The organism is Paenibacillus sp. TY11 (assembly GCF_059772165.1).
Genome location: NZ_JCBAIQ010000019.1, coordinates 1 through 21,760, shown reverse-complemented (window position 1 = coordinate 21,760; position 21,760 = coordinate 1). Strand labels below are relative to the sequence as shown.

At 45.8% G+C, this 21,760-nt stretch carries 22 protein-coding genes; 7 read left to right on the top strand and 15 right to left on the bottom strand.

Annotation, left to right across the window (positions count from 1 at the left end):
• Nucleotides 1-7 precede the first annotated feature (7 nt).
• From AC6EJC_RS19745 to AC6EJC_RS19695, 11 genes are all read right to left on the bottom strand, one after another.
• Nucleotides 8-1,072: a PAS domain-containing sensor histidine kinase gene (locus tag AC6EJC_RS19745; protein ID WP_444955425.1), complete on the bottom strand. Its 1,065-nt coding sequence runs from the start codon at nt 1,070-1,072 to the stop codon at nt 8-10.
• Nucleotide 1,073: 1 nt separating this feature from the next.
• The gene (locus tag AC6EJC_RS19740) at nt 1,074-1,526 is read right to left on the bottom strand and encodes a GAF domain-containing protein (protein ID WP_044647999.1); all 453 of its coding nucleotides are present in this window, start codon (nt 1,524-1,526) and stop codon (nt 1,074-1,076) included.
• 45 nt (nt 1,527-1,571) lie between these two features.
• On the bottom strand, nt 1,572-2,255 hold the full coding sequence (gene narI / locus AC6EJC_RS19735) for a respiratory nitrate reductase subunit gamma (RefSeq protein ID WP_444955504.1): 684 nt from the start codon (nt 2,253-2,255) through the stop codon (nt 1,572-1,574).
• Nucleotides 2,255-2,821 carry a nitrate reductase molybdenum cofactor assembly chaperone gene (gene narJ / locus AC6EJC_RS19730; RefSeq protein ID WP_039274409.1) on the bottom strand — a complete coding sequence of 189 codons (567 nt, stop codon included), beginning with the start codon at nt 2,819-2,821 and terminating at the stop codon, nt 2,255-2,257. The genes narI and narJ overlap by 1 nt, the downstream gene beginning before the upstream one ends.
• Nucleotides 2,814-4,391 carry a nitrate reductase subunit beta gene (gene narH / locus AC6EJC_RS19725; RefSeq protein WP_028542275.1) on the bottom strand — a complete coding sequence of 526 codons (1,578 nt, stop codon included), beginning with the start codon at nt 4,389-4,391 and terminating at the stop codon, nt 2,814-2,816. The genes narJ and narH overlap by 8 nt, the downstream gene beginning before the upstream one ends.
• Complete coding sequence (locus AC6EJC_RS19720) at nt 4,381-8,055, bottom strand: nitrate reductase subunit alpha (protein ID WP_444955424.1); 3,675 nt, start codon at nt 8,053-8,055, stop codon at nt 4,381-4,383. Before AC6EJC_RS19720 ends, narH begins: the two co-directional genes overlap by 11 nt.
• A 231-nt stretch (nt 8,056-8,286) precedes the next feature.
• Nucleotides 8,287-8,958, bottom strand: a complete 672-nt coding sequence (gene modB / locus AC6EJC_RS19715; RefSeq protein ID WP_444955503.1) for a molybdate ABC transporter permease subunit — start codon at nt 8,956-8,958, stop codon at nt 8,287-8,289.
• 168 nt (nt 8,959-9,126) lie between these two features.
• Entirely contained in the window at nt 9,127-9,846 is a 720-nt protein-coding gene (ric, locus tag AC6EJC_RS19710; RefSeq protein WP_444955423.1) for an iron-sulfur cluster repair di-iron protein, read from the bottom strand.
• Between the two features lie 109 nt (nt 9,847-9,955).
• Nucleotides 9,956-11,377 (bottom strand): protoporphyrinogen oxidase, encoded by a 1,422-nt coding sequence (hemG, locus tag AC6EJC_RS19705; protein ID WP_444955422.1) that lies wholly within the window; start codon nt 11,375-11,377, stop codon nt 9,956-9,958.
• Complete coding sequence (locus AC6EJC_RS19700) at nt 11,361-12,476, bottom strand: TIGR04053 family radical SAM/SPASM domain-containing protein (protein WP_444955421.1); 1,116 nt, start codon at nt 12,474-12,476, stop codon at nt 11,361-11,363. Before AC6EJC_RS19700 ends, hemG begins: the two co-directional genes overlap by 17 nt.
• A 14-nt stretch (nt 12,477-12,490) precedes the next feature.
• Nucleotides 12,491-13,279, bottom strand: a complete 789-nt coding sequence (locus AC6EJC_RS19695) for a YwiC-like family protein (RefSeq protein WP_444955502.1) — start codon at nt 13,277-13,279, stop codon at nt 12,491-12,493.
• 169 nt (nt 13,280-13,448) lie between these two features.
• On the opposite strand from AC6EJC_RS19695, the gene AC6EJC_RS19690 reads away from it, so the two are divergent.
• Nucleotides 13,449-13,871, top strand: a complete 423-nt coding sequence (locus tag AC6EJC_RS19690) for a hemerythrin domain-containing protein (RefSeq protein WP_444955420.1) — start codon at nt 13,449-13,451, stop codon at nt 13,869-13,871.
• Between the two features lie 29 nt (nt 13,872-13,900).
• Here AC6EJC_RS19690 and AC6EJC_RS19685 read toward each other — a convergent pair whose 3' ends face one another.
• The 4 genes from AC6EJC_RS19685 to AC6EJC_RS19670 form a co-directional block, all read right to left on the bottom strand.
• Nucleotides 13,901-14,698, bottom strand: coding sequence for a hypothetical protein (locus AC6EJC_RS19685; RefSeq protein ID WP_444955419.1), 798 nt, complete (start codon nt 14,696-14,698; stop codon nt 13,901-13,903).
• Between the two features lie 81 nt (nt 14,699-14,779).
• On the bottom strand, nt 14,780-15,247 hold the full coding sequence (locus tag AC6EJC_RS19680; RefSeq protein WP_444955418.1) for a hypothetical protein: 468 nt from the start codon (nt 15,245-15,247) through the stop codon (nt 14,780-14,782).
• 201 nt (nt 15,248-15,448) lie between these two features.
• Nucleotides 15,449-16,159: a DUF1963 domain-containing protein gene (locus AC6EJC_RS19675; protein WP_444955417.1), complete on the bottom strand. Its 711-nt coding sequence runs from the start codon at nt 16,157-16,159 to the stop codon at nt 15,449-15,451.
• Nucleotides 16,160-16,170: 11 nt separating this feature from the next.
• A complete protein-coding gene (locus AC6EJC_RS19670; protein ID WP_444955416.1) occupies nt 16,171-17,097 on the bottom strand; it encodes a cell division protein ZipA C-terminal FtsZ-binding domain-containing protein in 927 nt (308 codons plus the stop codon).
• A 159-nt stretch (nt 17,098-17,256) separates the two neighbouring features.
• On the opposite strand from AC6EJC_RS19670, the gene AC6EJC_RS19665 reads away from it, so the two are divergent.
• From AC6EJC_RS19665 to AC6EJC_RS19640, 6 genes are all read left to right on the top strand, one after another.
• Nucleotides 17,257-18,003, top strand: a complete 747-nt coding sequence (locus AC6EJC_RS19665) for an MORN repeat-containing protein (RefSeq protein WP_444955501.1) — start codon at nt 17,257-17,259, stop codon at nt 18,001-18,003.
• Nucleotides 18,004-18,276: 273 nt separating this feature from the next.
• Nucleotides 18,277-19,362 (top strand): WXG100 family type VII secretion target, encoded by a 1,086-nt coding sequence (locus AC6EJC_RS19660; RefSeq protein WP_444955415.1) that lies wholly within the window; start codon nt 18,277-18,279, stop codon nt 19,360-19,362.
• 33 nt (nt 19,363-19,395) lie between these two features.
• The gene (locus AC6EJC_RS19655; protein WP_444955414.1) at nt 19,396-20,232 is read left to right on the top strand and encodes a YfjC family protein; all 837 of its coding nucleotides are present in this window, start codon (nt 19,396-19,398) and stop codon (nt 20,230-20,232) included.
• On the top strand, nt 20,225-20,704 hold the full coding sequence (locus AC6EJC_RS19650) for a DUF5381 family protein (RefSeq protein ID WP_444955413.1): 480 nt from the start codon (nt 20,225-20,227) through the stop codon (nt 20,702-20,704). Before AC6EJC_RS19655 ends, AC6EJC_RS19650 begins: the two co-directional genes overlap by 8 nt.
• Nucleotides 20,705-20,880: 176 nt before the next feature.
• Complete coding sequence (locus tag AC6EJC_RS19645) at nt 20,881-21,465, top strand: DUF1541 domain-containing protein (protein ID WP_444955412.1); 585 nt, start codon at nt 20,881-20,883, stop codon at nt 21,463-21,465.
• A gap of 135 nt (nt 21,466-21,600) precedes the next feature.
• A partial coding sequence (locus AC6EJC_RS19640) for an HTH domain-containing protein (protein WP_444955500.1) occupies nt 21,601-21,760 on the top strand: 160 nt, incomplete at its 3' end.

Here is a 21,760-nt window from a genome sequence, read left to right as displayed (position 1 = left end):
CAAGTCTCTATTCCTCCTCTTGTCCAATCGGAATTTGTAAAAAGACTTTGGTTCCCTGACCAACATTTGAAAGGACGCCAAAACTTCCGCCTACCAGCTCTGCTCGCTCCTGCATACCATATAAACCTAGTCCCGTTCCAATAGGATTGCTTCCCTTTTCAAAGCCAACTCCATCGTCCTCTACAGTCAAACGAAGCGTATGATCGTGCTCAGTCAAAGAAACTTTAACCATGTCTACCTGGGCATACTTCAAGGCATTGAGAACAGCCTCTTGGCAGACACGGTAAATGACCGTTTCCTTTTCACTTCCATATCGCTTTTGGGGAAGATCCGACACAAATTCAACGACCAGACCAAAACTTTGTTCAACCCTCTTAAAGTGAGAACGAAATGCCGCTTCAAGTCCAAAATCATCAAGTGTGGCAGGGCGTAGTTCCACAGACAGGTTGCGGATATCATCCAGCAGTCGCGTCATGGATGCTTCGGTCTGCTTCATGTTTTTGATGAGCTGTTCATCATTCGTCATATATTTTAATACCCGCAGTTCAACAACCGCGCTCATCAATTCCTGGGCGACGCTGTCGTGCAGTTCCCTGGAAAGCCGTTTGCGCTCATTTTCCTGCGCTTCAATGACATGTTTCATCATTTTGTTTTGATACAATTTTTCCTGCGTCTGAAATTGCGGAGTCAAGTCTCTCAACATCAACACCCGTGTTCCATGTTCAGAATCAATGGTGTGAAAAGAAGCAGCATAGGGAACCATTCGATTGCTCTTCGTTTCCAAGTACACCTGAAAAGAAGCAAAGTCCTTGGATTCTGGCATATTGAAATAACAGTCAAGGCAGGTACGGGGCTCCGTTTCGCTTGTATAGCCCCTGCATGTTCCACATAAAGCTTTGTCCTTCCCTTCATAGAGTTGAATGAGGACGTCATCGCCCACAATCTCCTCAGCTGCCGGGTTCATGGCTAGGGTATTCCCTTGTCTATCAAAAAAGAAAATGGCTTCCGTACTGTTCTCAAACAACTTCACCATTAGCGCACTCAAAGAGCCATTCCCTACAGACAATGTCAATTCACATCACTTCCTTCCCGTTCAACTCTCCAATTCCCCTATGCGCCAAGGCTTCCAAATCACGCATCATGGCTTCGGTCATCAGCTGTTCTTCCCGAAATCCACCAAGCAGTACACCCGCGACACGAGCATCATTCCATAGGGGAACAGCCCCGAGACTCTTGAGTTTCTCGGATTGAACGATCGGATAGTTAAACAGGTTGTCTGCCCCCACATATTGATAAACAGATGGAATGAAAACGGATTTCCCGGTTTTAAACACGATTCCTGCTATGCCCTTACCGGATTGCAGCACAATCCGCTTAAAGCGATCATTTAAATTACCGGCTGCATTTTTCCATTTAATTACGTACTGATATTCGGCCGGTTCAACCAGAGCAAGCGCCATGAAATCATAACCGAAATGTTCGCGTATTCGCTCAAGCTCCCTTTGATAATCCATCCTATTATTCATCGCTCTCTCCTAATAGAATTAGGAAAGAAGGCAGAGCCCGCTTTCCTAATTCGATTTATGTCTTCTGTACAGGATATAACTTCTGCGCACATAGTTCAACGGAACACTCCACACATGTACAAGCCGGGTAAACGGCCAGAATGCAAAAATCGCAAAGCCCATAAGTATATGAAGCCTGAAAGACATCGGTACGTCTCTCATCAGTGTCGGGTCTACACGGAATATGAATAAACCGCGGAACCAGATCGAGATCGTCTCCCGATAATCGAATTCCGGCTGTACCGCATTCGTCACGAGAGTCGCGAACATCCCCATGCATACAATGGCCAAAAGCAATACGTTTACAATCAAATCAGACGCTGTACTTAAACGGCGTACATTACGTATTGTAAAACGACGAGAGGTAAGAATCAACATACCGAGGAACGTCATAGCTCCAAATATTCCACCAACATAAACTGCTCCAATGTGATACAAATGATCGTTTACGCCCAGTGCATGCATCCAGGTTTTTGGAATCCCCAAGCCAGACACATGACCGAGAATAACTGGGATAATTCCCAGGTGGAATAAGAGGCTTCCGATCATCAATTGTTTCTTTTCAATAAATTCACTCGATTTTGCTGTCCAATTGAACTGGTCGTTTCTGTAGCGGAAAATATGACCTACAATAAAGATGACCACACACATATAAGGGAAAATGACCCATAAAAACTGCTCTAGCATCATCATTGTGCGGCTGCCTCCTGTTCTACGCAAGCTTTAAGCGTTTCGCGCAGTCCCTTCACCAGATGAAAATACGGGCTTTCCATTTTTTCCAGCGCTTTAAGCAAATGATATGTGCCGTCTTCCAGGATCGCGATTGGCATGCGGAAGTTTTCTGTCGTCTTCGGATCTTGCGCCCATTCGGCGGCATACAGAAATTCACACATGAGCGGAAGGTAATCTGGCAGCTCTCCATCCGGCATTTCAAGACCATACATCTCGTATAGCACCTTTAACTTGACCAACATTTGTCCCCGTTCTTTTGCATCTTCGAATTTAAAGTAAGTCATATATAGTGCACAATTTTTTTGAAAATCAAAGGTTTCCGTATACATTTCCTGAATCTCTTCCATACTGAACTCTTGCATAAGGGACCAGTAGGTGTTCGCATACGTATATGCCGGATGGTTCGGATCAAACGATGCTTCCAGAAAAGCCGGATGAAAATCCAGCTTTTCTGGGTACATGAGTTGCTGAGCGAAAAACCCGAATGATGGCTTGCATTCATACAACTTCGCTACATTAATCACGCCAAATACCCCCGTAGAAGTTTTCTTCATACATTTCTTTGCCAGTTTTCAAAGGCTCTTCCATCCCCATCGAACTTGCCATACTACAGCCGTCACATCCAGAGCCAGAACCCATGTTTCCCATGGTATCGCCGTAACCAGCAGATCCTTGAGCCCGGTACGGATTCGAATATCCTTCTTTATGCGATGTCGGAATGACGAAACGATCCTCATACTTGGCAATCGCCAGAAGTCGATACATCTGCTCGGTCTGCCGCGGTGTCATGCCGATGCGCTCAAGACGGCTTTCATCGAAAGATTGTCCTGTGGACTGGGCACGCATATAGGAGCGCATCATAGCCATTCGCTGCAAGGACTCCTTCACGGTTTGCGTGTCGCCCGCCGTCAGCATATTGGCAAGGTACTGAATGGGGGTACGCATCTCTTCGATAGCCGGAAAGATCATATCGGGATTCTCAATCGAGTCTTTCCCTTCAAAGTAATTCATGATCGGACTAAGTGGTGGCACATACCAGACCATAGGTAATGTACGGTATTCCGGATGAAGCGGGAATGCCAGCTTGTGCTCAATGGCAAGCTTGTAGACCGGCGAGTTCTGCGCTGCTTCAATCCAGTCCTCCGAGATGCCATCTTTTCTCGCCTGAGCAATCACTGCCGGATCACTTGGATCCATGAACAGGTCGCATTGCGCTTTATAAAGTTCTTTCTCATCCTGCGTAGAAGCGGCCTCGAGCACCCGATCCGCGTCATATAGCATAACGCCCAGGTAGCGAATTCGTCCTGTACATGTCTCGGAGCAGACTGTCGGCAGGCCAGCTTCCACACGCGGGAAACAGAAGGTACATTTTTCCGCTTTGTTCGTCTGCCAGTTAAAGTACACTTTTTTGTATGGACAGCCCGTCATGCAATACCGCCAGCCGCGGCATGCTTCCTGATCCACGAGCACGATTCCGTCCTCGTCCCGTTTGTACATGGCGCCCGAAGGACATGACGCGACACAGCTCGGATTTAGACAATGTTCGCAAAGCCGTGGGAGATAAACCATGAACGACTTCTCAAAATTAAATTTAATCTCTTCTTCGATTTTCTGAATATTTGGATCAAGCGGACCGGTTACATGCGCACCCGCCAGGTCATCTTCCCAGTTTGGACCCCATTCCAAATCCATTTTTTCACCCGTTACCGCAGAATGCGCGCGTGCCACAGGTGAATGCTTTTGCTCGCCAGCGTTGGTCAGTTGCTCGTAATTGTAAGTCCAGGGCTCATAATAATCTTTCATTTCCGGCATGTCTGGATTGTAAAAAATCTTACCCAGTGCTATCTTGGACAGCTTGTTGCCTGACTTCAGTTCCAGTTTCCCTTTGCGGAGCTGCCAGCCCCCTTTATATAGTTCCTGGTCTTCCCAGCGCTTCGGATAACCGATACCAGGTTTGGTTTCCACATTGTTGAACCACATATATTCCGCACCTTTGCGGTTCGTCCAGGTTGTTTTACATGTCACGCTGCACGTATGGCAGCCGATACATTTATCCAGGTTCATGACCATGGCAATTTGAGCTTTAATCTTCAAGCCAGTTAACCTCCTTCATTTTACGTACCGCAACGTACACATCACGCTGGTTGCCGATCGGACCATAATAGTTGAATCCATAACTAAGCTGAGCATATCCACCGACCATCTGGGTTGGTTTGAGATGAATTCTTGTCGGTGCGTTATGACTACCGCCGCGTGTATCCGTGATTTCGGAGCCTGGCACTTGAATGTGCTTATCCTGAGCATGGTACATGAACATCGTTCCTCTTGGCATCCGGTGGCTGACAACGGTCCGGGCGGTTACGACGCCGTTACGGTTGTATACCTCTACCCAGTCATTGTCGGCAAGATCGTGCGCCTCTGCGTCTTCGTTGTTGATCCACACGGTAGGACCTCCGCGAAACAGTGTAAGCATGTGCTGGTTATCCTGGTAGGTGGAGTGAATATTCCATTTACCATGCGGTGTCAGATAACGGAGCACGAGTGAATCTTGCCCGCCTTTTATTTCCCGATCGCGAGGGCCGAACACCATCGGCGGCAGAGTCGGTTTGTAGATCGGCAATGATTCCCCAAATTGTTGGAAAATCTCATGATCAATATAGAAATGCTGTCTTCCCGTCAAAGTACGAAACGGAACGAGACGTTCAATATTCGTTGTAAATGGTGAATAGCGGCGTCCCTTCTTGTTCGATCCAGTGAATACTGGTGTCGGTATAACTTCCCGTGGCTGTGCCGTAATACTTTGGAAAGTGATCCTTTCCGCTGCCCGATCGGCCGAGATGTCTTTGAGTTCCACACCGTGAAGCTCTTCTGCCTGCTCATAAGCCTTTTGCGACACCCGTCCATTAGTCGCGGATGAAAGGTGAAGAATTGCATTGGCTACTTGGCGAGCTGTCTGGATTTTGGGCAGCCCGTCTTTAATGGATTCATCGTAATAAACTCCGTTCAACTTTTTCATTTCCTCATATTCGTCCGCTACAGAGAAGCTGACGCCATGCGCACCTGCTTTCCCACTAGTCAAATTCGGACCGAGTGAGATAAATTTATCGTGAATTTTAGTATAATCGCGTTCGATGATGCTGAAATTCGGCATGGTTTTGCCCGGAGTCGCTTCAATCTCACCCTTCGTCCAATCCTTTACAAGACCCATCGGCTGTGAAATTTCGCCCACACTGTCGTGTGCGAGCGGCGCAGTCACAAGGTCTTTATATATTCCTGGCAGGTACTCTTTTGCCATATCCGAAAAGACTTCGGAAAGCTGGCGGTAAATATCCCAGTCCGCGCGGGATTCCCACAGTGGATTAACAGCCGGATTAAACGGGTGTACGAAAGGATGCATGTCTGTTGACGACAAGTCTGTTTTTTCGTACCAGGTTGCCGCCGGAAGCACGATGTCCGCGTACAATGGAGTTGTTGTCATCCGGAAATCAAGGGCAACCATCAGATCAAGTTTTCCTTCTACATCTTCTCTCCAGACGATTTCCTCAGGTTTCTGTTCTTCGTTCGGCCGGGCTAGCAGGGCATCAGATGCTCCGAGTAAATGTTTCATGAAATACTCTTGTCCCTTCGCCGAACTGGAAATCAGATTTGACCGCCAAACAAAGAGTGAACGCGGGAAGTTCTCGGCTGCCCCAGGATCTTCTACAGCGAAGCGTGTCTTACGTGATTTAATCTCTTCCACAGAATGATTAATGATTTCCTCGTTGGACTTCTTGCCTAATTGCGCAGCCTCTTCGGCGAACAGCAGACTGTTTTTATTAAACTGTGGATAAGAAGGCAGCCAACCCAGACGCGCTGCGAGCACGTTGTAGTCTGCTGGATGTCTGTAACTGACATCCCCGCCAATCGGTGACTTCAAGGTGTCTGTTCCACTTTCTTCATAACGCCACTGCTCTGTTGCAAAGTAGAAAAACGATGTAGCATTTTGCTGTCGAGCTGCCCCCTGCCAGTCTTTTGCAAAGGCAATCGTTGACCAGCCTTCGATTGGACGGAGCTTTTCTTGACCCACATAATGCGCCCAGCCTCCACCGTTCACACCTTGGGAAGCAGTCAACACGACCAGATTCAAGATGGACCGATAGATCGTGTCACTATTGAACCAGTGGTTGATACCCGCACCCATAATAATCATGGAGCGCCCTTTAGTATCGATAGCATTTTGAGCAAATTCCCGAGCAATCTGTACCACAACAGACGCCTTCACACCTGTGATCTTCTCCTGCCAGGCAGGGGTATAATGCGAAGCTTCGTCGTAATAATTCTTGGCGTTATGAGAGCTGTCATTGCGTGCGACACCGTACTGGCTCATCATCAAATCGTACACGGTTGCTACGTAACGTTCCGAGCCATCTGCCAAGCGTACTTTTTTGGCCGGAATTACACGTTTGAACGTTCCATTACCGGCGTTATCAAAGTAAGGGAATACGACTTCTTCCCATTGCTCGCCATGACCTTCCACAGTGAGCGCGGGCTCAACCTTTGTTCCGTCTTCCCGTTCCAGAATCAGGTTCCATTTCTTATCCTGCTCCCAGCGCTGTCCCATCGTACCGTTCGGGACCAGCATTTCCCCCGCCGCTTCGTCATATATGACCGGCTTCCAGTCCGCATGCGGCGATACATCCCCAAGGTCACTCGCCCGTAGAAAACGTCCGCCTTTCCAGGCTCCTTCGTGTGGATCAAGCAGAATCATAAACGGCATATCCGTATATTGTTTGGCATAGTTAATGAACATCGGTTCTTGGCGCTCTTTGTAGAACTCATCGAGAATAACATGCGTCATAGCCTGAGCTACGGCAGCATCTGTACCCGGATGTGGTGCAAGCCAGTTGTCAGCGAACTTCACATTCTCCGCCAAGTCGGGAGCCACCGATACGACCTTTGTTCCTTTATATCGTACTTCCGTCATAAAATGAGCGTCTGGCGTCCGGGTAAGCGGTACGTTCGATCCCCACATGATCAGGTAACCCGCATTGTACCAATCAGAAGATTCCGGTACATCCGTCTGCTCACCCCAAATTTGAGGAGATGAAGGCGGAAGGTCGGCATACCAGTCATAAAAACTCAACATCTGCCCACCGAGTAGCGAAATGAATCGGGCTCCCGAAGCGTAGCTTATCATTGACATCGCCGGAATTGGCGTAAAGCCCGCGATCCGGTCGGGACCGTACTTACGAATGGTATAGATGAGTTGCGCCGAGATCAGACGCAGGATATCGTCCCAGGCGACACGGACATGACCGCCTTTTCCGCGAGCTGCTTTGTAAAGCTTGGCTTTCTCTGGATCTTCCACAATGCTTGCCCAGGCTTCCACCGGATTGGCATGTTCCTGGATGGCAGCCTGCCAAAGCCGCAATAGCTTGCCGCGCATATAAGGGTATTTCACGCGTAATGGGCTGTATTCATACCAGGAAAATGTAGCGCCACGCGGGCATCCGCGCGGTTCAAATTCTGGCATGTCAACGCCACAGGAAGGATAATCGATCTGTTGATTCTCCCAAGTGATGATGCCGTTTTTCACAAAAACCTTCCAACTACATGAACCGGTGCAGTTCACTCCGTGTGTCGTCCGAACCACTTTGTCGTGAGACCAACGCTGACGGTACACGTTTTCCCATTCTCTATTTTTTTCCTCAAGGATTGACCAATTTCCCGAATAGCTTTCGATCGGTTTAAAAAAGTTGAGGTTGTATTTTTTTTTCATCGATGACCAACACTCCTTTTCAGAATGAAAAACCCTAAAGCAATTCAAGGAAGGATTTCATTCGGTTACTCTCATTATGTAATTCATCGATGTCTGTTCCCATTAGGGAATGTCCTATAGCGCTACAGGAAATCCCTCGTTCTATAGAAAGAAACAAAAAAGCCTCCCTCTCTTAGAGGAAAGCTTTATGAAGGCGGCCCAGTTTTTGCGATCACACTTTTTGGCCTTGGTTTAATTTTTCTTTTGTCCGGTTAATAGGAGCATAATAAAGGAAATGACTATTAAAGAGCATGTCCAGGCCCATGCCATAGGAAGATGACCAGAATCCACCGCTACATAAATGGCCGTCGGAATGGTTTGGGTTTTACCTGGAATATTTCCGGCAATCATCAGCGTAGCACCGAATTCGCCCAGACTGCGGGCAAAACCGAGTATAAAGGCAGCTTTAAGAGAAGGGAAAATTAAGGGAAAAGTTATATATCGGAAAACCTGCCATTCACTCGCCCCTATCGAACGTCCCGCTTCTTCCAACTCCTCATCAACAGAAGCAAATCCCACCTTCATCGTCCGATAGACAAGAGGGAAAGCCACAACGACCGACGCGACCACCGCAGCCCACCACGAGAATACAATGGGTTCACCAAACCATTGCTCTACATAACGTCCGAACCCACTTTTTCGCCCAAGTAATACTAACAGTAAAAACCCCACAACGGTCGGAGGGAGTACCAAGGGCAGCATAAATACGGTTTCAACGAACGTTTTTCCTTTAAACGATCCTAATCGGGACATTGACCATGCTATAACCAAGCCTGCTACGATCACCAATACGCTTGATAACAGCGCAACCTGCAACGATAAATGGATTGGAGACCAATATTCATTCCAATTCATGATTTGCATGTTCACTTCGGTATGGAAAATCCATACTTCACCGTCATATCCAAAGAGTCTTGCGATTGTAGATACACATAAAAGTTTTCAGTTTCTTGGTTATGTTTTGAAGCTTTAACCCTCCCGATTGGGTTGATTTTTGCATTATGTTCGACTCCTCAATGTTTTAGTTCATCATCAAGTAATGGGTTTTGTTATTAGCTGTGCCTGTCTCGTACGTTCGACTAGTGTACAATTTTCAAGAAGAATATGATTATAAATGTCCGCTTCCAGATCCTCTAAGCGCTTCAATACGAGCCGGTGTGTACCACAAGCTTCCTGCATCGGCTCAAAGCCGTTTGTGATCAAACGCAGTTCCTTCAGTAATTCCACCACCGTTTGATGCTCGTCTTGCAACTTGGATAAATACGGATTTAGTGCGTCTGCCCGTTCCACTGTTGATTCCTGTAAAAACGCTTCAATCATCGGAAACACAAGGTTCTCCTCACTTTGAATATGTTCCGATAATTCCTGTTTAAGCAAGGTGAACAGTTCATTAACTCGCTTTAGATGCGGATAACGTTCGCCGTGAACCCGCGTTAGTTTGGTTACATACGGCGTTAACGCCGGTAGTTCTTCGCGAAGCTTTGTATGATACTCATTCTGGATATAGGCGATTAGTTCTTTTGGTTCGAGTGAAGGAGGTTGCATTTGCTTATGCTGGGCCTGATTTTCCTCCGCTTCATGTATCTGCGCCAGCAGTTCACCAGCGTGGAGGCCTCGATTGGCAGCTGCTTCACGGAGCGATATTTTCCCTCCACAGCAGAAATCAATCCTCAGTTTGCGGAACAGATCTCCCGTTTTGGGTACTTCTTTCACAATGTCCGCCACCCATGTTTCTTCCGTTAACTGACTCATCTTGCATTCCTCCATCTTACTTCGATTTTATGCCTCACTTTAATTCTACGTCTCTCATAAACCTGAACCAATCAGGGCGTTCCCTCTTTTACAGTAGGAAATAGCCTTTTTATAAAAAATCTGAAATCAACTGTTCAGCTGCTTCTTTGCCTTGAGCGATGCAATCCGGAATTCCAACGCCCCCATAACCGGCACCGCATAGAAAAACACTCGGTAAATACTGTGAGAAGTCCTGTCTCACCTTCGCCATATGCTCTTTGTGTCCAATCGGATATTGCGGCATCGATCGATCACACCTACTGACTTCAACGAATTCCGGTTCCGCTTCCAGGCCCATTAAATCTTTCAAATCTTTGCGCGCGGCATCCACAAGTTGATCGTCTGTCATCTGAATCCAATCCTGTGCGCCTGCATGTCCGATGTAGGTCCGTAAAAGCGTGTATCCTTCAGGAGCAGTATGGCTCCACTTCGTTGAAGACCATGTACATGCCGTAATCATTTTTCCTTCTTTGCGGGGAACAAGAAATCCCGTTCCCTCAAAAACAAGATTAAGATCTGTATTTTTATAAGCAAGGGCAATATTGGCTACGGAAACATAGTTAATCTTGTTTAACCAGCTAGCGCTTGCAACACCAGAGAATAATTTAGCCGCCTCAAAAGCTGGAACAGCGCAGATCACCGCATCAGCATCTATTTTTTGTCCATGTTCTAAAATGACCTGATAACCGCTTTCTTTCCTTACTTCAACTACACCTTGTCCCATAACAAATTGTACGGTATCGAGCCTTTCCTTTAACCGCTCCACGATTGAAGACAATCCTTGTCGATAGGAAAGAAACATACTTTTCTTAGCGATATCCGGCAGTTTGTCTTGTACAGCCGGCTTTCTCCCAGCTCCTTTAGACATACCTTTAATCAGACTTCCATGCTTTTGTTCCATGTGCTTAAATTGAGGGAAGGTTGACATGAGGCTCAGAGAGTGTGTATCGCCAGCGTAAATTCCAGACAGCAGAGGTTCTGTAATCTGGTCCAGAACTTCTCTGCCGAGGCGCCGTTTGATAAAATCACCTAGAGATTCGTCCGCATTACCTTTCTTCGCCGGGATGATTAAATCCAGGGCTGCCCTTGCTTTTCCCAGTGGAGAGATAAGTCCCGTCCGAATGAAAGGGGTGAGCTTCGTTGGAATGCCCAGAATGAAGCCCATCGGCATCGTATGAAGTTTGCCCTTATGCAAAATGCAAGCAGATTTGGCCTTCGGGTTTGTCGATACCAGCTCTGCTTCCAGCCCCAACTCCATGGTCAGATCCAATATTGCCGTCTTTCTGGCCAAGAAAGCATCCGGTCCTTTTTCGATCATAAAATCGTTTTGGCGAACGGTTTGCAGCTTTCCTCCCAGACGGTCGCTTTTCTCCACCAGTGTAATCTCCACCTCAATCTGCTTATCCTCAGCCAGCTTTTTCACATAAAAGGCAGCACTTAAACCGCTTATTCCTCCACCGAGAATAACGACTCTTTTAGAACTTTTTTTCATGAAAACACTTTTCCTTCCCAACCCCGGGTATATAAGCGCAATAAGGGTCACTCTCCAAATAGTCTCCTGTTATTGCAAAAGCCCTTGCTCTGGAGCCCCCACAGACTGTCTTGAATTCACAGACTCCACATTTACCTTTAAGTAGGGACTTATCTCTAAGATTGATCATGATCGGAGAGTTGCGATAAATATCTGCCAGGCTATCCTTTCGTACATTCCCGCATATAAGAGGCAGGAAACCACTCGGGTACACTTCGCCGATATGACTAATAAAAACAAATCCATCCCCGTCATTCACACCTTTAGGAGCACGTCCTAAAACATCTGCCCTCTTTTGTCCGTCCGCTACACCGTTCTCACCTGCTCTGTGCTTTTCCTGCAGCACAACCCTTCGGTAGTGAGGAGCTTCTGTAGCCTTTACGCCGTACGGCATCTGTTGCTGTATTTGATACAACCATTTCATTACGGCTTCATGCTCATCAGGAGTAATCATATCTTTCTCCATGCCACGTCCGGTTGGAACAAGGAAAAATAAACTCCATAACACAGCCTGCATTTCCTTTACCCTTTCTGCAATTTGCTCCAGATCATGAAGATTGTACCGGGACACGGTAGTGTTCACTTGAATAGGGATGTCCAGTTCCTTCAAATAACCAATTCCTCGCATGGTCGTATCGTAGGAACCCGGAGTACCTCGAAAATGATCGTGAATGTCTGCACATGAACCGTCGAGACTAAACGCCCACCGCGATAACCCAACTTGCTTTGCTTTTTCTACCGCTGCTCGTGTCACTTTAGGGGTGGCACTGGGGGTCATCGAAACCGACAGATTTTTCTCTTCAATTGCATATCGAGCCAGTTCAAACAGATCAGGACGCATCAAAGGATCTCCGCCTGTGAATACAACCAACGGATGATTCATTTCAGCGATTTGATCTATAAGCTTCTTACCTTCTTCTAGTGTCAGTTGGCGAGGATCAGGTTTGTACTGAGCTTCCGCTCTACAGTGAAGGCACTTTAAAGCACAAGCTCGTGTAACCTCCCAGATGACTATAAACGGATCTGTATGATAATCACGCGGCGTTTTCAAAGATATCATTGATGTCTCTCCTTTTAGAAGTATAAAAACAACACAAAAACATAGAGCATCATTGAAAATCCAATTTCCGCCATGCCAACTTGTTTTGCCTTTAATCCGAGTTTAGGAAGCCATATGGCCCGTATCAAAAAAATCAAAAAAGGAACAAACAGAGGTAACTTTAACCAAGTAGCAAACAACAAAATCACCACATGATAGATGATGGAAGCATAATGGTAACGTATATTTTTTCTTTCACGAATGATCGTTTTGACATACAAAGCAGTTCCGATAAAGTAAAGCACCAAAAGCAAGAATAGCTCTGTTGCTACTCTCCAATCCTCTCCTCCCCCCATATAAATAACGGGGTATATAAAAGAACAAAAGAGTAGAATTGCAACAATGTCATTGAGTAAAGCACGTTCATTTTTCGTTTTTGCAAAATAAATATTAGCCATAAAAAAGAGCAATAGAAGAACCCCATACCAGATCAAGGCAGGCTCAAACCATATCAGTGAAATTAACAAAGGAAGTAATATCACTCCGTATACAACGGCGGGTTTGCGGTATCTTTCACTGCTGCCTGTTTTGATCCATTGGAGGACAGGAAAACTGAATAAGTAGATAAAAAACCAGCACACAAATAGGGGGATATGAATGAGTTCCCCTCGAGAAGCAGCTAAACCGAATAAAAAAGGAAGAATGAGCATGGCCCAGGCTCCATGTTGATTGGGTATGTATCTGCTCATCCCCTTCAAACCCTTGATCCTTTTTTCACAATCTTTTTTATGTCTGTTATTTCGGTTAATCGATTCATCATCCATTCCCCCAAGATTGAGTTTTATCATCTAACTTCATTCTAAGTATTATATGAAATTGAACCAATTAGGGAGTTCCCTTTTCCTTAGGGGGGAATATCCTAACCGGAAAAATAACGCTATTTTCTTATGCTATACTGAACTAAAAAAGGGAACAAAGAAAGGATGAACTATTATGGTAGGACCTTCTTTACGTCAACTGCATGCTCATCATGCCATTCATCAAGGCGGGCTATCTGGCGCTCTAGATAAGACGAGAGAAGTAGAGGAATTACTCGAAACAAAAGAATTCAAGGTAGCGCGCCAGGCTGCCGACCACTTGATCGAATATTGGGAAACCCGCATTCTCAGCCATGCTGATGCAGAAGAGGAAGGATTCTATCAGGAAATGGTCGAGAAAAAACCGGAACTGCATGAGGCTGTCGTCAAACTTACACGGGATCATGATCTGCTCCGAATCATTGTAAAAGAGCTCAAAGCCGGGATCCGCGAAGAAGGGCTTACACCTGAAGTTCTTCAGCAGTTCCACGCGCTTCTGGTTGTCAATGCCATCCATAGTCGGGAAGAAGAACGTTTGTTGTTTGAGGAACCGTCATGATCAAGATGTCGCATAACGATTCACTTTCTCTATAAAAACGTACCGAAGTAATAGTCCAACGCCTCCTGCGAGTATCCGTCATCTCCTTGCCAAGCTGCTACGGAATAAAAATCATGATTGCCGTGCTGTCGTTTACGAGGCGTGTCCTGTGGGACCAACAGTCCGGCATATCCCCACACCTCCATGACTACATCACGCTCGTTTTTGCTGGATGGAAACACATCCTTCCAGCGCTTTTCCAATTGACGTGCACTACTTTGAGCATCACAGTTCTGAACAGCTTCGAGCATGTTATGAAGTATAGGTAGATCCTCATCGGAAACCTGAACATCCTCTTCTTGACTGAACAATTCAAGGTCCATCCAGCAATATAGAAGGTGGTTCAGACGAATACCGCCCCATTTGATTCGTTCAAAATTCAGTACATTCAAATCTTCATTGACGTATTCCTTATCAGACATCATTTTATTAAAATTACAATCCCCACAGCTACTGTAATTGGGCAGGACGACAGGCCGCTCACCATAGGTGTGCAAAGGAAGCCCTGCGGTTAATGCCCAGCTCGATAAGGTGCTTCGTAAATGAACCTTTTTCGTGGAAAGGCTGTGCAAAAACGCTGCTGCCACTCGCTCTTTTGTAGCCTTTTGCTGGTGCAGCTCATGCAGCCTGTTTATAATCTCGTTATGTGTAATCGTGATCGGATCGAACATCAAGCCCTTACTTTTGGCATATTCAAAATCCTCACCGGAAAAAGATCCCCGCTCCTGCTTCCAGCCGCTGGAGGACCAGAATGTGTTCATCAGTATTTTTTTCGCCTTTTTATCCACAACACATCTCCCTTACTCATCCAACACCCTACCTCCAACACAAAGCGCAGGGTAGGTTGTAGTGCATTTTATGTAAGATTGCTATTCATCTTTATACTTAAAAGCAATGGCCGTATTTCCCGATCGGGGGTCAAAATAAGAAGAGATTTTCCCCCAGTTCAGTTCATATTCCATATAGGGGTAAGGCTTGGTTTGACGATAGCTTGGCTTTACGGACAAATTTTGCTGTAACAAACGATCATGTTCTCTTTGCCGCTTTCTCTCTCCTTCCTCAGACCAATTATCCCACGAAGTTGGAAATTCATCGCCCTGGAGCGAAACCTCCACGACAACTAGGCTTGTATCCTTAAAGCATACGGACACAAAAAAATGCCGACACAGCAAAGAAACCTGATCGAAATGATACCAGATGTAGTCATTCCCTAGCTTTCTTACAGAATGAAAATATTTCGAATACCAAGTGGTCTCTAACAACTGATCTTCCGTTAACGATGAGTGAATAGCACGCTCACCATCGACCTGAATGATTCCTGATTCCCAGTCATTCATTGCTGCCACTCCTTCAGCTATTATGCCAATCTCCTACAGTTGCTCTCTGTCCTCATTTGTCCACATGATTGAAAATGGCCTGCCAGGCCCGATCTAGCACGTGCGTATGTAATAGCTTCTAAACTACGAGTATATAGGGACATACCGAATATTCATGCTCTACAAAACGATCGGTTCCAGACTGCTCTCTAAGTGAGCTTATCAGTAAAAATCAAAGTAACCCCGCCAGGCTCCTTCATTCTGATGCTTGGCAAAATAAAAACTGCCCCCATCGACAATATTCAATTCGGCTTTGGCATCTGAAGCAATCTGAAACACAAATTCATAGCCCTCGCCAAAGTCGATGCCCGGTTGAATAAAGCTGGGATAGCCACCGATTTTGTGAACCGCATATATTTCCTCTACGATGTCCTCAAAATAGTCGGGTTCCTCCTCGTCCATATGGTTGAGGGCATCGCCATATTCCTCAGGGATGTCTTCACCGTCCCAGACCGGATAATCATTCTCTTTGAGCTCAGGGAATAGCGGGAACGCCTTGATTTGCATAAATGCCGGACCAAAATCTTTTTCGACCAAATCCTCTACCGACGTATACTCACGAATACACATATATCCTTCCATGTCCTCATGATCCAGTACATCGGGAGACAGGAAGACCGTCAACAGCTTGACACTGTGCATAGCTGGAGGGACAAAGGGCAAGGCAGGCAAATACAATTGCATGATCGGAGCCATAACATTCCCCTGTATATCAATTGGTTGTGCCTCCGTTGGCAAAGCCACTGTAACTCTACCAATCCAGCTCTGATCAAGGGAACCCGCCGGTCTGCGGCCCCCTGTATGAAAAATAGTAGCTTTACGTTTTAGAATCGTTCTTAACTTCTCAATGGAGTTGCTGGACAACGAAACCACTCCTTTCTAATCTAGAATAGAAACGCAACAACATCCTCGCCTGCTTTAAAACCAAAATCACTTAAGCGGTCTTCCATCTCTTGAATCTGGCGCAGATAATCTTCCGGCACAGCTGGCAGACCCTGTTCATTCACTAATGTCCCGCCGAGTCTGGCGCGTGCATATTCGGCACTTTTCCACATCGCCTCAAACACAGTTTGCGGCTGCATGGTTCGTACCCCATCCATACTGAAAATCAAATCTGCAAAGCGATCCTCTGCGAGTGTACTCAACCAAAAAAATCCAGGCTCGGTTCCCGTATGTACGCTAAATAGTTCATCATAGCCTCCCGGCCCGTGATGGTGTGCATGGAAAATATCCATATCTCCCCACTCCATTCCAAGGCTCAGCATGACATCCCAGATATCCGCTCCACGGTAAGATTGGCCTTGATCCGCTACCAGCCTAAGCATGACAGCGTGTTCCCTCTCACCTTCCTGATCTGAAAATGCTTTAAGTTTTTCCGCTTTTGCACGTGCACGGGCAGCATCCTCCCGAGGAAGCACATGAACGGTGCCCTTCTCCTGAAAACGCGCTGGCAGTGTGTTCATAAAGTCTGCAACCTTGGCTTCTTCTAAACGAACCTGCATCTCTACATTATCGAATATATCAATACAAATACAGATTTTATCAAAATGGCATTCGCCTGCCGGTCTGCGTCCCACACTAGTCCACATCTGTAAATCATGGATATGCCCATACACGATATACCCTTTGAGCAATTGCAAAATATCCTCATCTGACAACGTAAAACCACTGAATTCCACATCAATCAGCCAATAGATATTAGCATCAGGCTCCACTTCATGGATTCCTTTTATGGTCTTCACAGGCTCATGTTCCAACTCCACGGCAAGGATGCTCGATACATCCTCACTCCCATGTTCAGGTAAATTCATGAATCTCCCTCCTAACTAGCTGTTTTCATTTTACAGTTTCCTATAATTCTCAATATATATTAAACTATAAATCACCAAGCACAAAATAGTAAAAAGGCGGTGCTGGGTTGTTTAACAAATCTCGTAGAAATTCAGAATTTCGGAAGGGGAGAACTTATGATGCAAAAACTTTGGAAAAAAGGGAAGTCTCTGTCCCTACCTATTATGATGTCCGCATCGCTGATATCTGGAGCGCTGTTTGTAAGTGCACCTGCGGCGAGTGCGTCTGCAACCAAGGAATTGCTTCAGCTATCCGGGCAGACTACTTACTATGGAGAGGTTGAGAATGGTCAGCCAAACGGACGTGGTACGATCAAATGGAGTGAATATAAGCAGTATTCAGGCGATTTTGTAAATGGTAAGCGTTCGGGTACTGGGAAATATATGAATCAATATACGGATGCAGATGGACAAAACCATAAGGTTGTATACATCGGCACGTGGAGCAATGACACGATGAGCGGCAAGGGTACGCAGACTGAAAAAGTGACGCAAATGGATGGAACAATACGCTCGAACGAGATCCAAGTAGGTACTTTTCAGAGCAATGGATTACAGAATGGCTACCAAGTGATCCACGCTGTGGCCGATCCAGACTACAACTTCACTTATAAAAATGGAAAAGAAATGTTAAATATCTTGCACAGTAATCAAGATCTGGTCCAAAGGTGGAAACAAGGAGATCTCTTCTCCGTAAACTATAAAAATGGCTCCGTCCAAAAGGAATACTCCATGTTCCCTGAAGAGGCTGCTACCAAAGAACGTCAAAGACAAGCGGCTATCAAGTATCTCAAAGGAATTACTGCCAAAGTCACTCCTCACTTGCAGCAGTTTGAAAAGCTGTCCAAGCAGATTCCTCTAAAATAAGTTGAAGCGACTCGCAATATGTAATTGCTTCTATGCAAGAAGGCCTCTCTTTCTTATGGAAAGCTCCATTTGAAAAGAGTGGCTTTTTTCGTTTTCTTTATGAATGACATATAAGAACTTCGGCTCATAGCTACTCCTACTATTCTCCCTTAAGCTCCCTCATGAACTCGTACAAACGACTTATTTTTGCTTAAAAACCCCTCCTTTTTTTGCTAACGCTCGCTAGATTCACTAAAATATAAGTAATTATTTTAATCATCCGAGGTGGACATCATGGCTAAAATTATGGTTCCTCCTGAGAAACTAGAGGCAGTTTCCAGGCAGTTCGCACAGGCACGTGAGCTGGGGGCACAAATTTGCGGACAACTGTCACAGCATATTCAAATGTTGGAAAATAGCTGGGCAGGAACGACACAGCAGCGCTTTTATCAGGATTTTCACAAAGCACGTGGACAAATGGATGCTTTCACTCAAACTGTCGGTTCTGTCAGCACAGAGTTGCGTTCCATTGCAGTGAAATTCAAGGAAACAGATACCCAAGCAGACACGGGTATTAGTAAAGGAGATCACAGCGGACAGATCGGCAGCAGTGAGGGAGCAACTTCCGGGAAAAAGGGACCCGATCCAGCAGATATAGCTATTAACAGTCTTTCAGAGGCCAATAAATGGCGCGGGCAACTGGGCTTTGCCGGAACAGCTATCTATAGCGGTCTGGCTTCCACACTTGTGCTCACCAAAACAGTAGAATTCAAGAAAAGTCTGAAGAATCCCACTCGAGCAGTTATACATAATGCGGCATGGGTGAAAGGCAAGGGTAACAATGTTTTTATGCGTAATTTGGGCAAAAGCCTAAACCGCCAATTCGCTAAACCAGGTATTGTGATGAAGGGTTTAAAGGGCTTTGATCGTTTAGCTGGAAAGCTTCAAATGGGTAAGCTCGGCCTGGGATTCAACAAAGCCAATAGCTTTCCTCAGTGGACGCGGAACGTCATCGCCGGGGTGGAAAAAGGCCGTTACGGCATAGCAACCCGACAAATTCCCGGCATGATTGCCAAAAAGCTGTACCCTATTAACGCCACCATGAATATTGTGGGCGAGGGTATCAATCTGGCTGGAAAATGGAAAAGCGGGAAACTTACCGGAACGGATGTGGCTGTGTCTGCTTCCAATGTAGCAATTAAAACTGCAGCGACCTATGGTGGAGCCGTCGCTTTGGGAGCCGTTGGCGGTGCTATCGGCGGTCCGGTTGGTGCAGCTGTTGGTGCTTACGTCGGCGGTACGGTGGGAAGCTGGGCAGGTGGAAAAGTCGCCAAATTCGCTGAAAAAGGGATACGTTGGGCCAGCAAACTATTTAAATAACATACACCTAACAGATGGAGAAGGAGCCTGACTATGGACAAACAAACGGTAATTTTAACGCTTGAGGAACTAGGCTTTGCCTTGACTGCACTGGGCGCAGAAGATATGGCTTCTGGTCTGCTCCAATCTTATTACGGGGAACTAACCGAAGATCGCTGGGAACTGCTTTTTCATGCCGCTACGCATAGCCTGATATCCAAGGGCTTGATGGAACAGCGGGATGACGGTCAACAGCAGCTTGAATTTGATGCGTTCATTGTTGAAATGCTAGCTCATCTGGTACAAAGCCGCCGGATGCTGCGTGGATACAAGGAGCAACAGGACAAGCAAAATACATTAACCATACACCATGGAAATGAGCGTTTTCTGTATCATTTCTCTAGTCACAATGAACTCCATTTCTTTCGTTGGTCTTCCCCAGAAGACTGGCATAACGACATTGATCAATTGTTCGGCCTGTTTTCTCCAAACTTCAATGCGCACAGCCGATACGTCGATCTGACAGAAGAACAGTGGAATGAGCTAACCTCTTCCAACTTCACCATGCAGCGAACAGCAACTTGGAAGCTTAACGAGTCGGCCCGACAAATTATACAAGACTGGCGAGAGGATTTTAATCATAATCACAGTAGCCTGGATAATTTGAGCCAGATGGTATACGCGGAAACGGATGAAGATGGACCTTCCGTTACAAATCTGCTATTTGTTCTTAAAGGAGCGAATGACCTGTGGATCGTTAGAAATACAGAGCAGGATATGCAGGCTACCCCATGTCTGCGAATTGAAAGTGTTACCGAATCTAACTGGAGAGAACGGATGACTCATTTCATTCAGGCATTTGTACGCGACGAGGCGGTATTCCGTGGATAAAATTACATATCGCAGATCTTTGGCATTTTGGAAAGCCATGGGCAGCTTGATGTTTGTGCTTATTTGTCTGTTTTTACTGCTGCTCATTTTTATCGACGAAGATATCTCAGCTCTACAAATCTTCTTCTTTATTACGTCCGCCATTGTTGGGATTCCCTTTTTTGGTAGTTATCTCGTTGTTTGTTTGAGCAGAACGCTTCGTAAGGATACCTACCTGTTCATCTTTGACGAGCACAGCATTTCCGATGGTATTCGAACTGTCCCGTGGTCTGCAATCACTAAAGTCGAATTCGAAGGAGCCTCCATCCGCAGATGGCTGCGCCCTCGCTTTCCCGCCTTTATTTTTTATCTTAATGATCGCAGCACCTGGGAAGTAAGCACAGATTATGTATTGAACGATATCGAGCTGAATCAGACAGGCAAAAAACTTCGTAACCTGATCAATCAGCATGGCAAAACCGCAAATAAATAATTACTATAAAAGCTGAACTTAAAAAGTACCTTTTTTGAGTTCAGCTTTTATATGTTCCAAGAGTGAAATAATTGAAGGCCGCTGTCCTCACTTTCGTCATTTATTATCGTTTGCAATATACCCCACTAGGGTATATTGTTAGAGTGGGTAAAAAAACATTAAAGGAGTTGTAGACGATGAAGAAACATTGGGCTTTACTCGTTGGCGCTGCTGCCATACTTATGTTGAGTGGATGCGGTAACGAAAGCACTACAGAACCAGAACATACAGCAAACAACAGTCAGCAACATACTGCAAACAACAGTCAGCAACATACTGCAAGCGACATGAACCATTCCGCTTCCAATGAAGTTCCTGACGGATTAAAAACAGCTGATAACCCGACCTTCAAAGTAGGCAGTCAGGCCATAATTAAAGCGGATCACATGCCAGGTATGGATGGCGCAACAGCTACCATAACGGGCGCTTATACCACCACTGCTTATACGGTTTCATATACTCCTACGACAGGCGGAGAGAAAGTCACCGATCACAAATGGGTCATTCAAGAAGAAATTCAAGATGCGGGCAGCGATCCGTATTCACCGGGCACTGAGGTTACATTGACGGCTGATCATATGAAAGGAATGAAGGGGACAAAGGCCACCATTGATACAGCAACGCCAACAACAGTGTACATGGTTGATTACACGCCGACTACCGGGGGAGAGCCTGTTAAAAACCACAAATGGGTGACAGAAAGCGAGCTTGCCGCAACCTAAATTCCTGATTGTCCATTTCATCAAATGTCATATGATAAAAAAGGCGTCACCGGAATAAACTGTACCCTGTAGAGTAGACACTTCAAAAAAGTCTCTCTATGGGGTATTTTTTACTATACCGTGAAAAAGACAGGGATGGGGATACAGATGAGTAAAAAAATGTTCACAGCAGAAGAAATAGAACAGCTTTCCGCAAACCCATATGTGAAATCTGTATCTTCTAAAGGAATTACGTATACCAAAGAGTTTAAACAGCTCTTTATCACATCTAATCAACAAGGCAAACTGCCAAGAG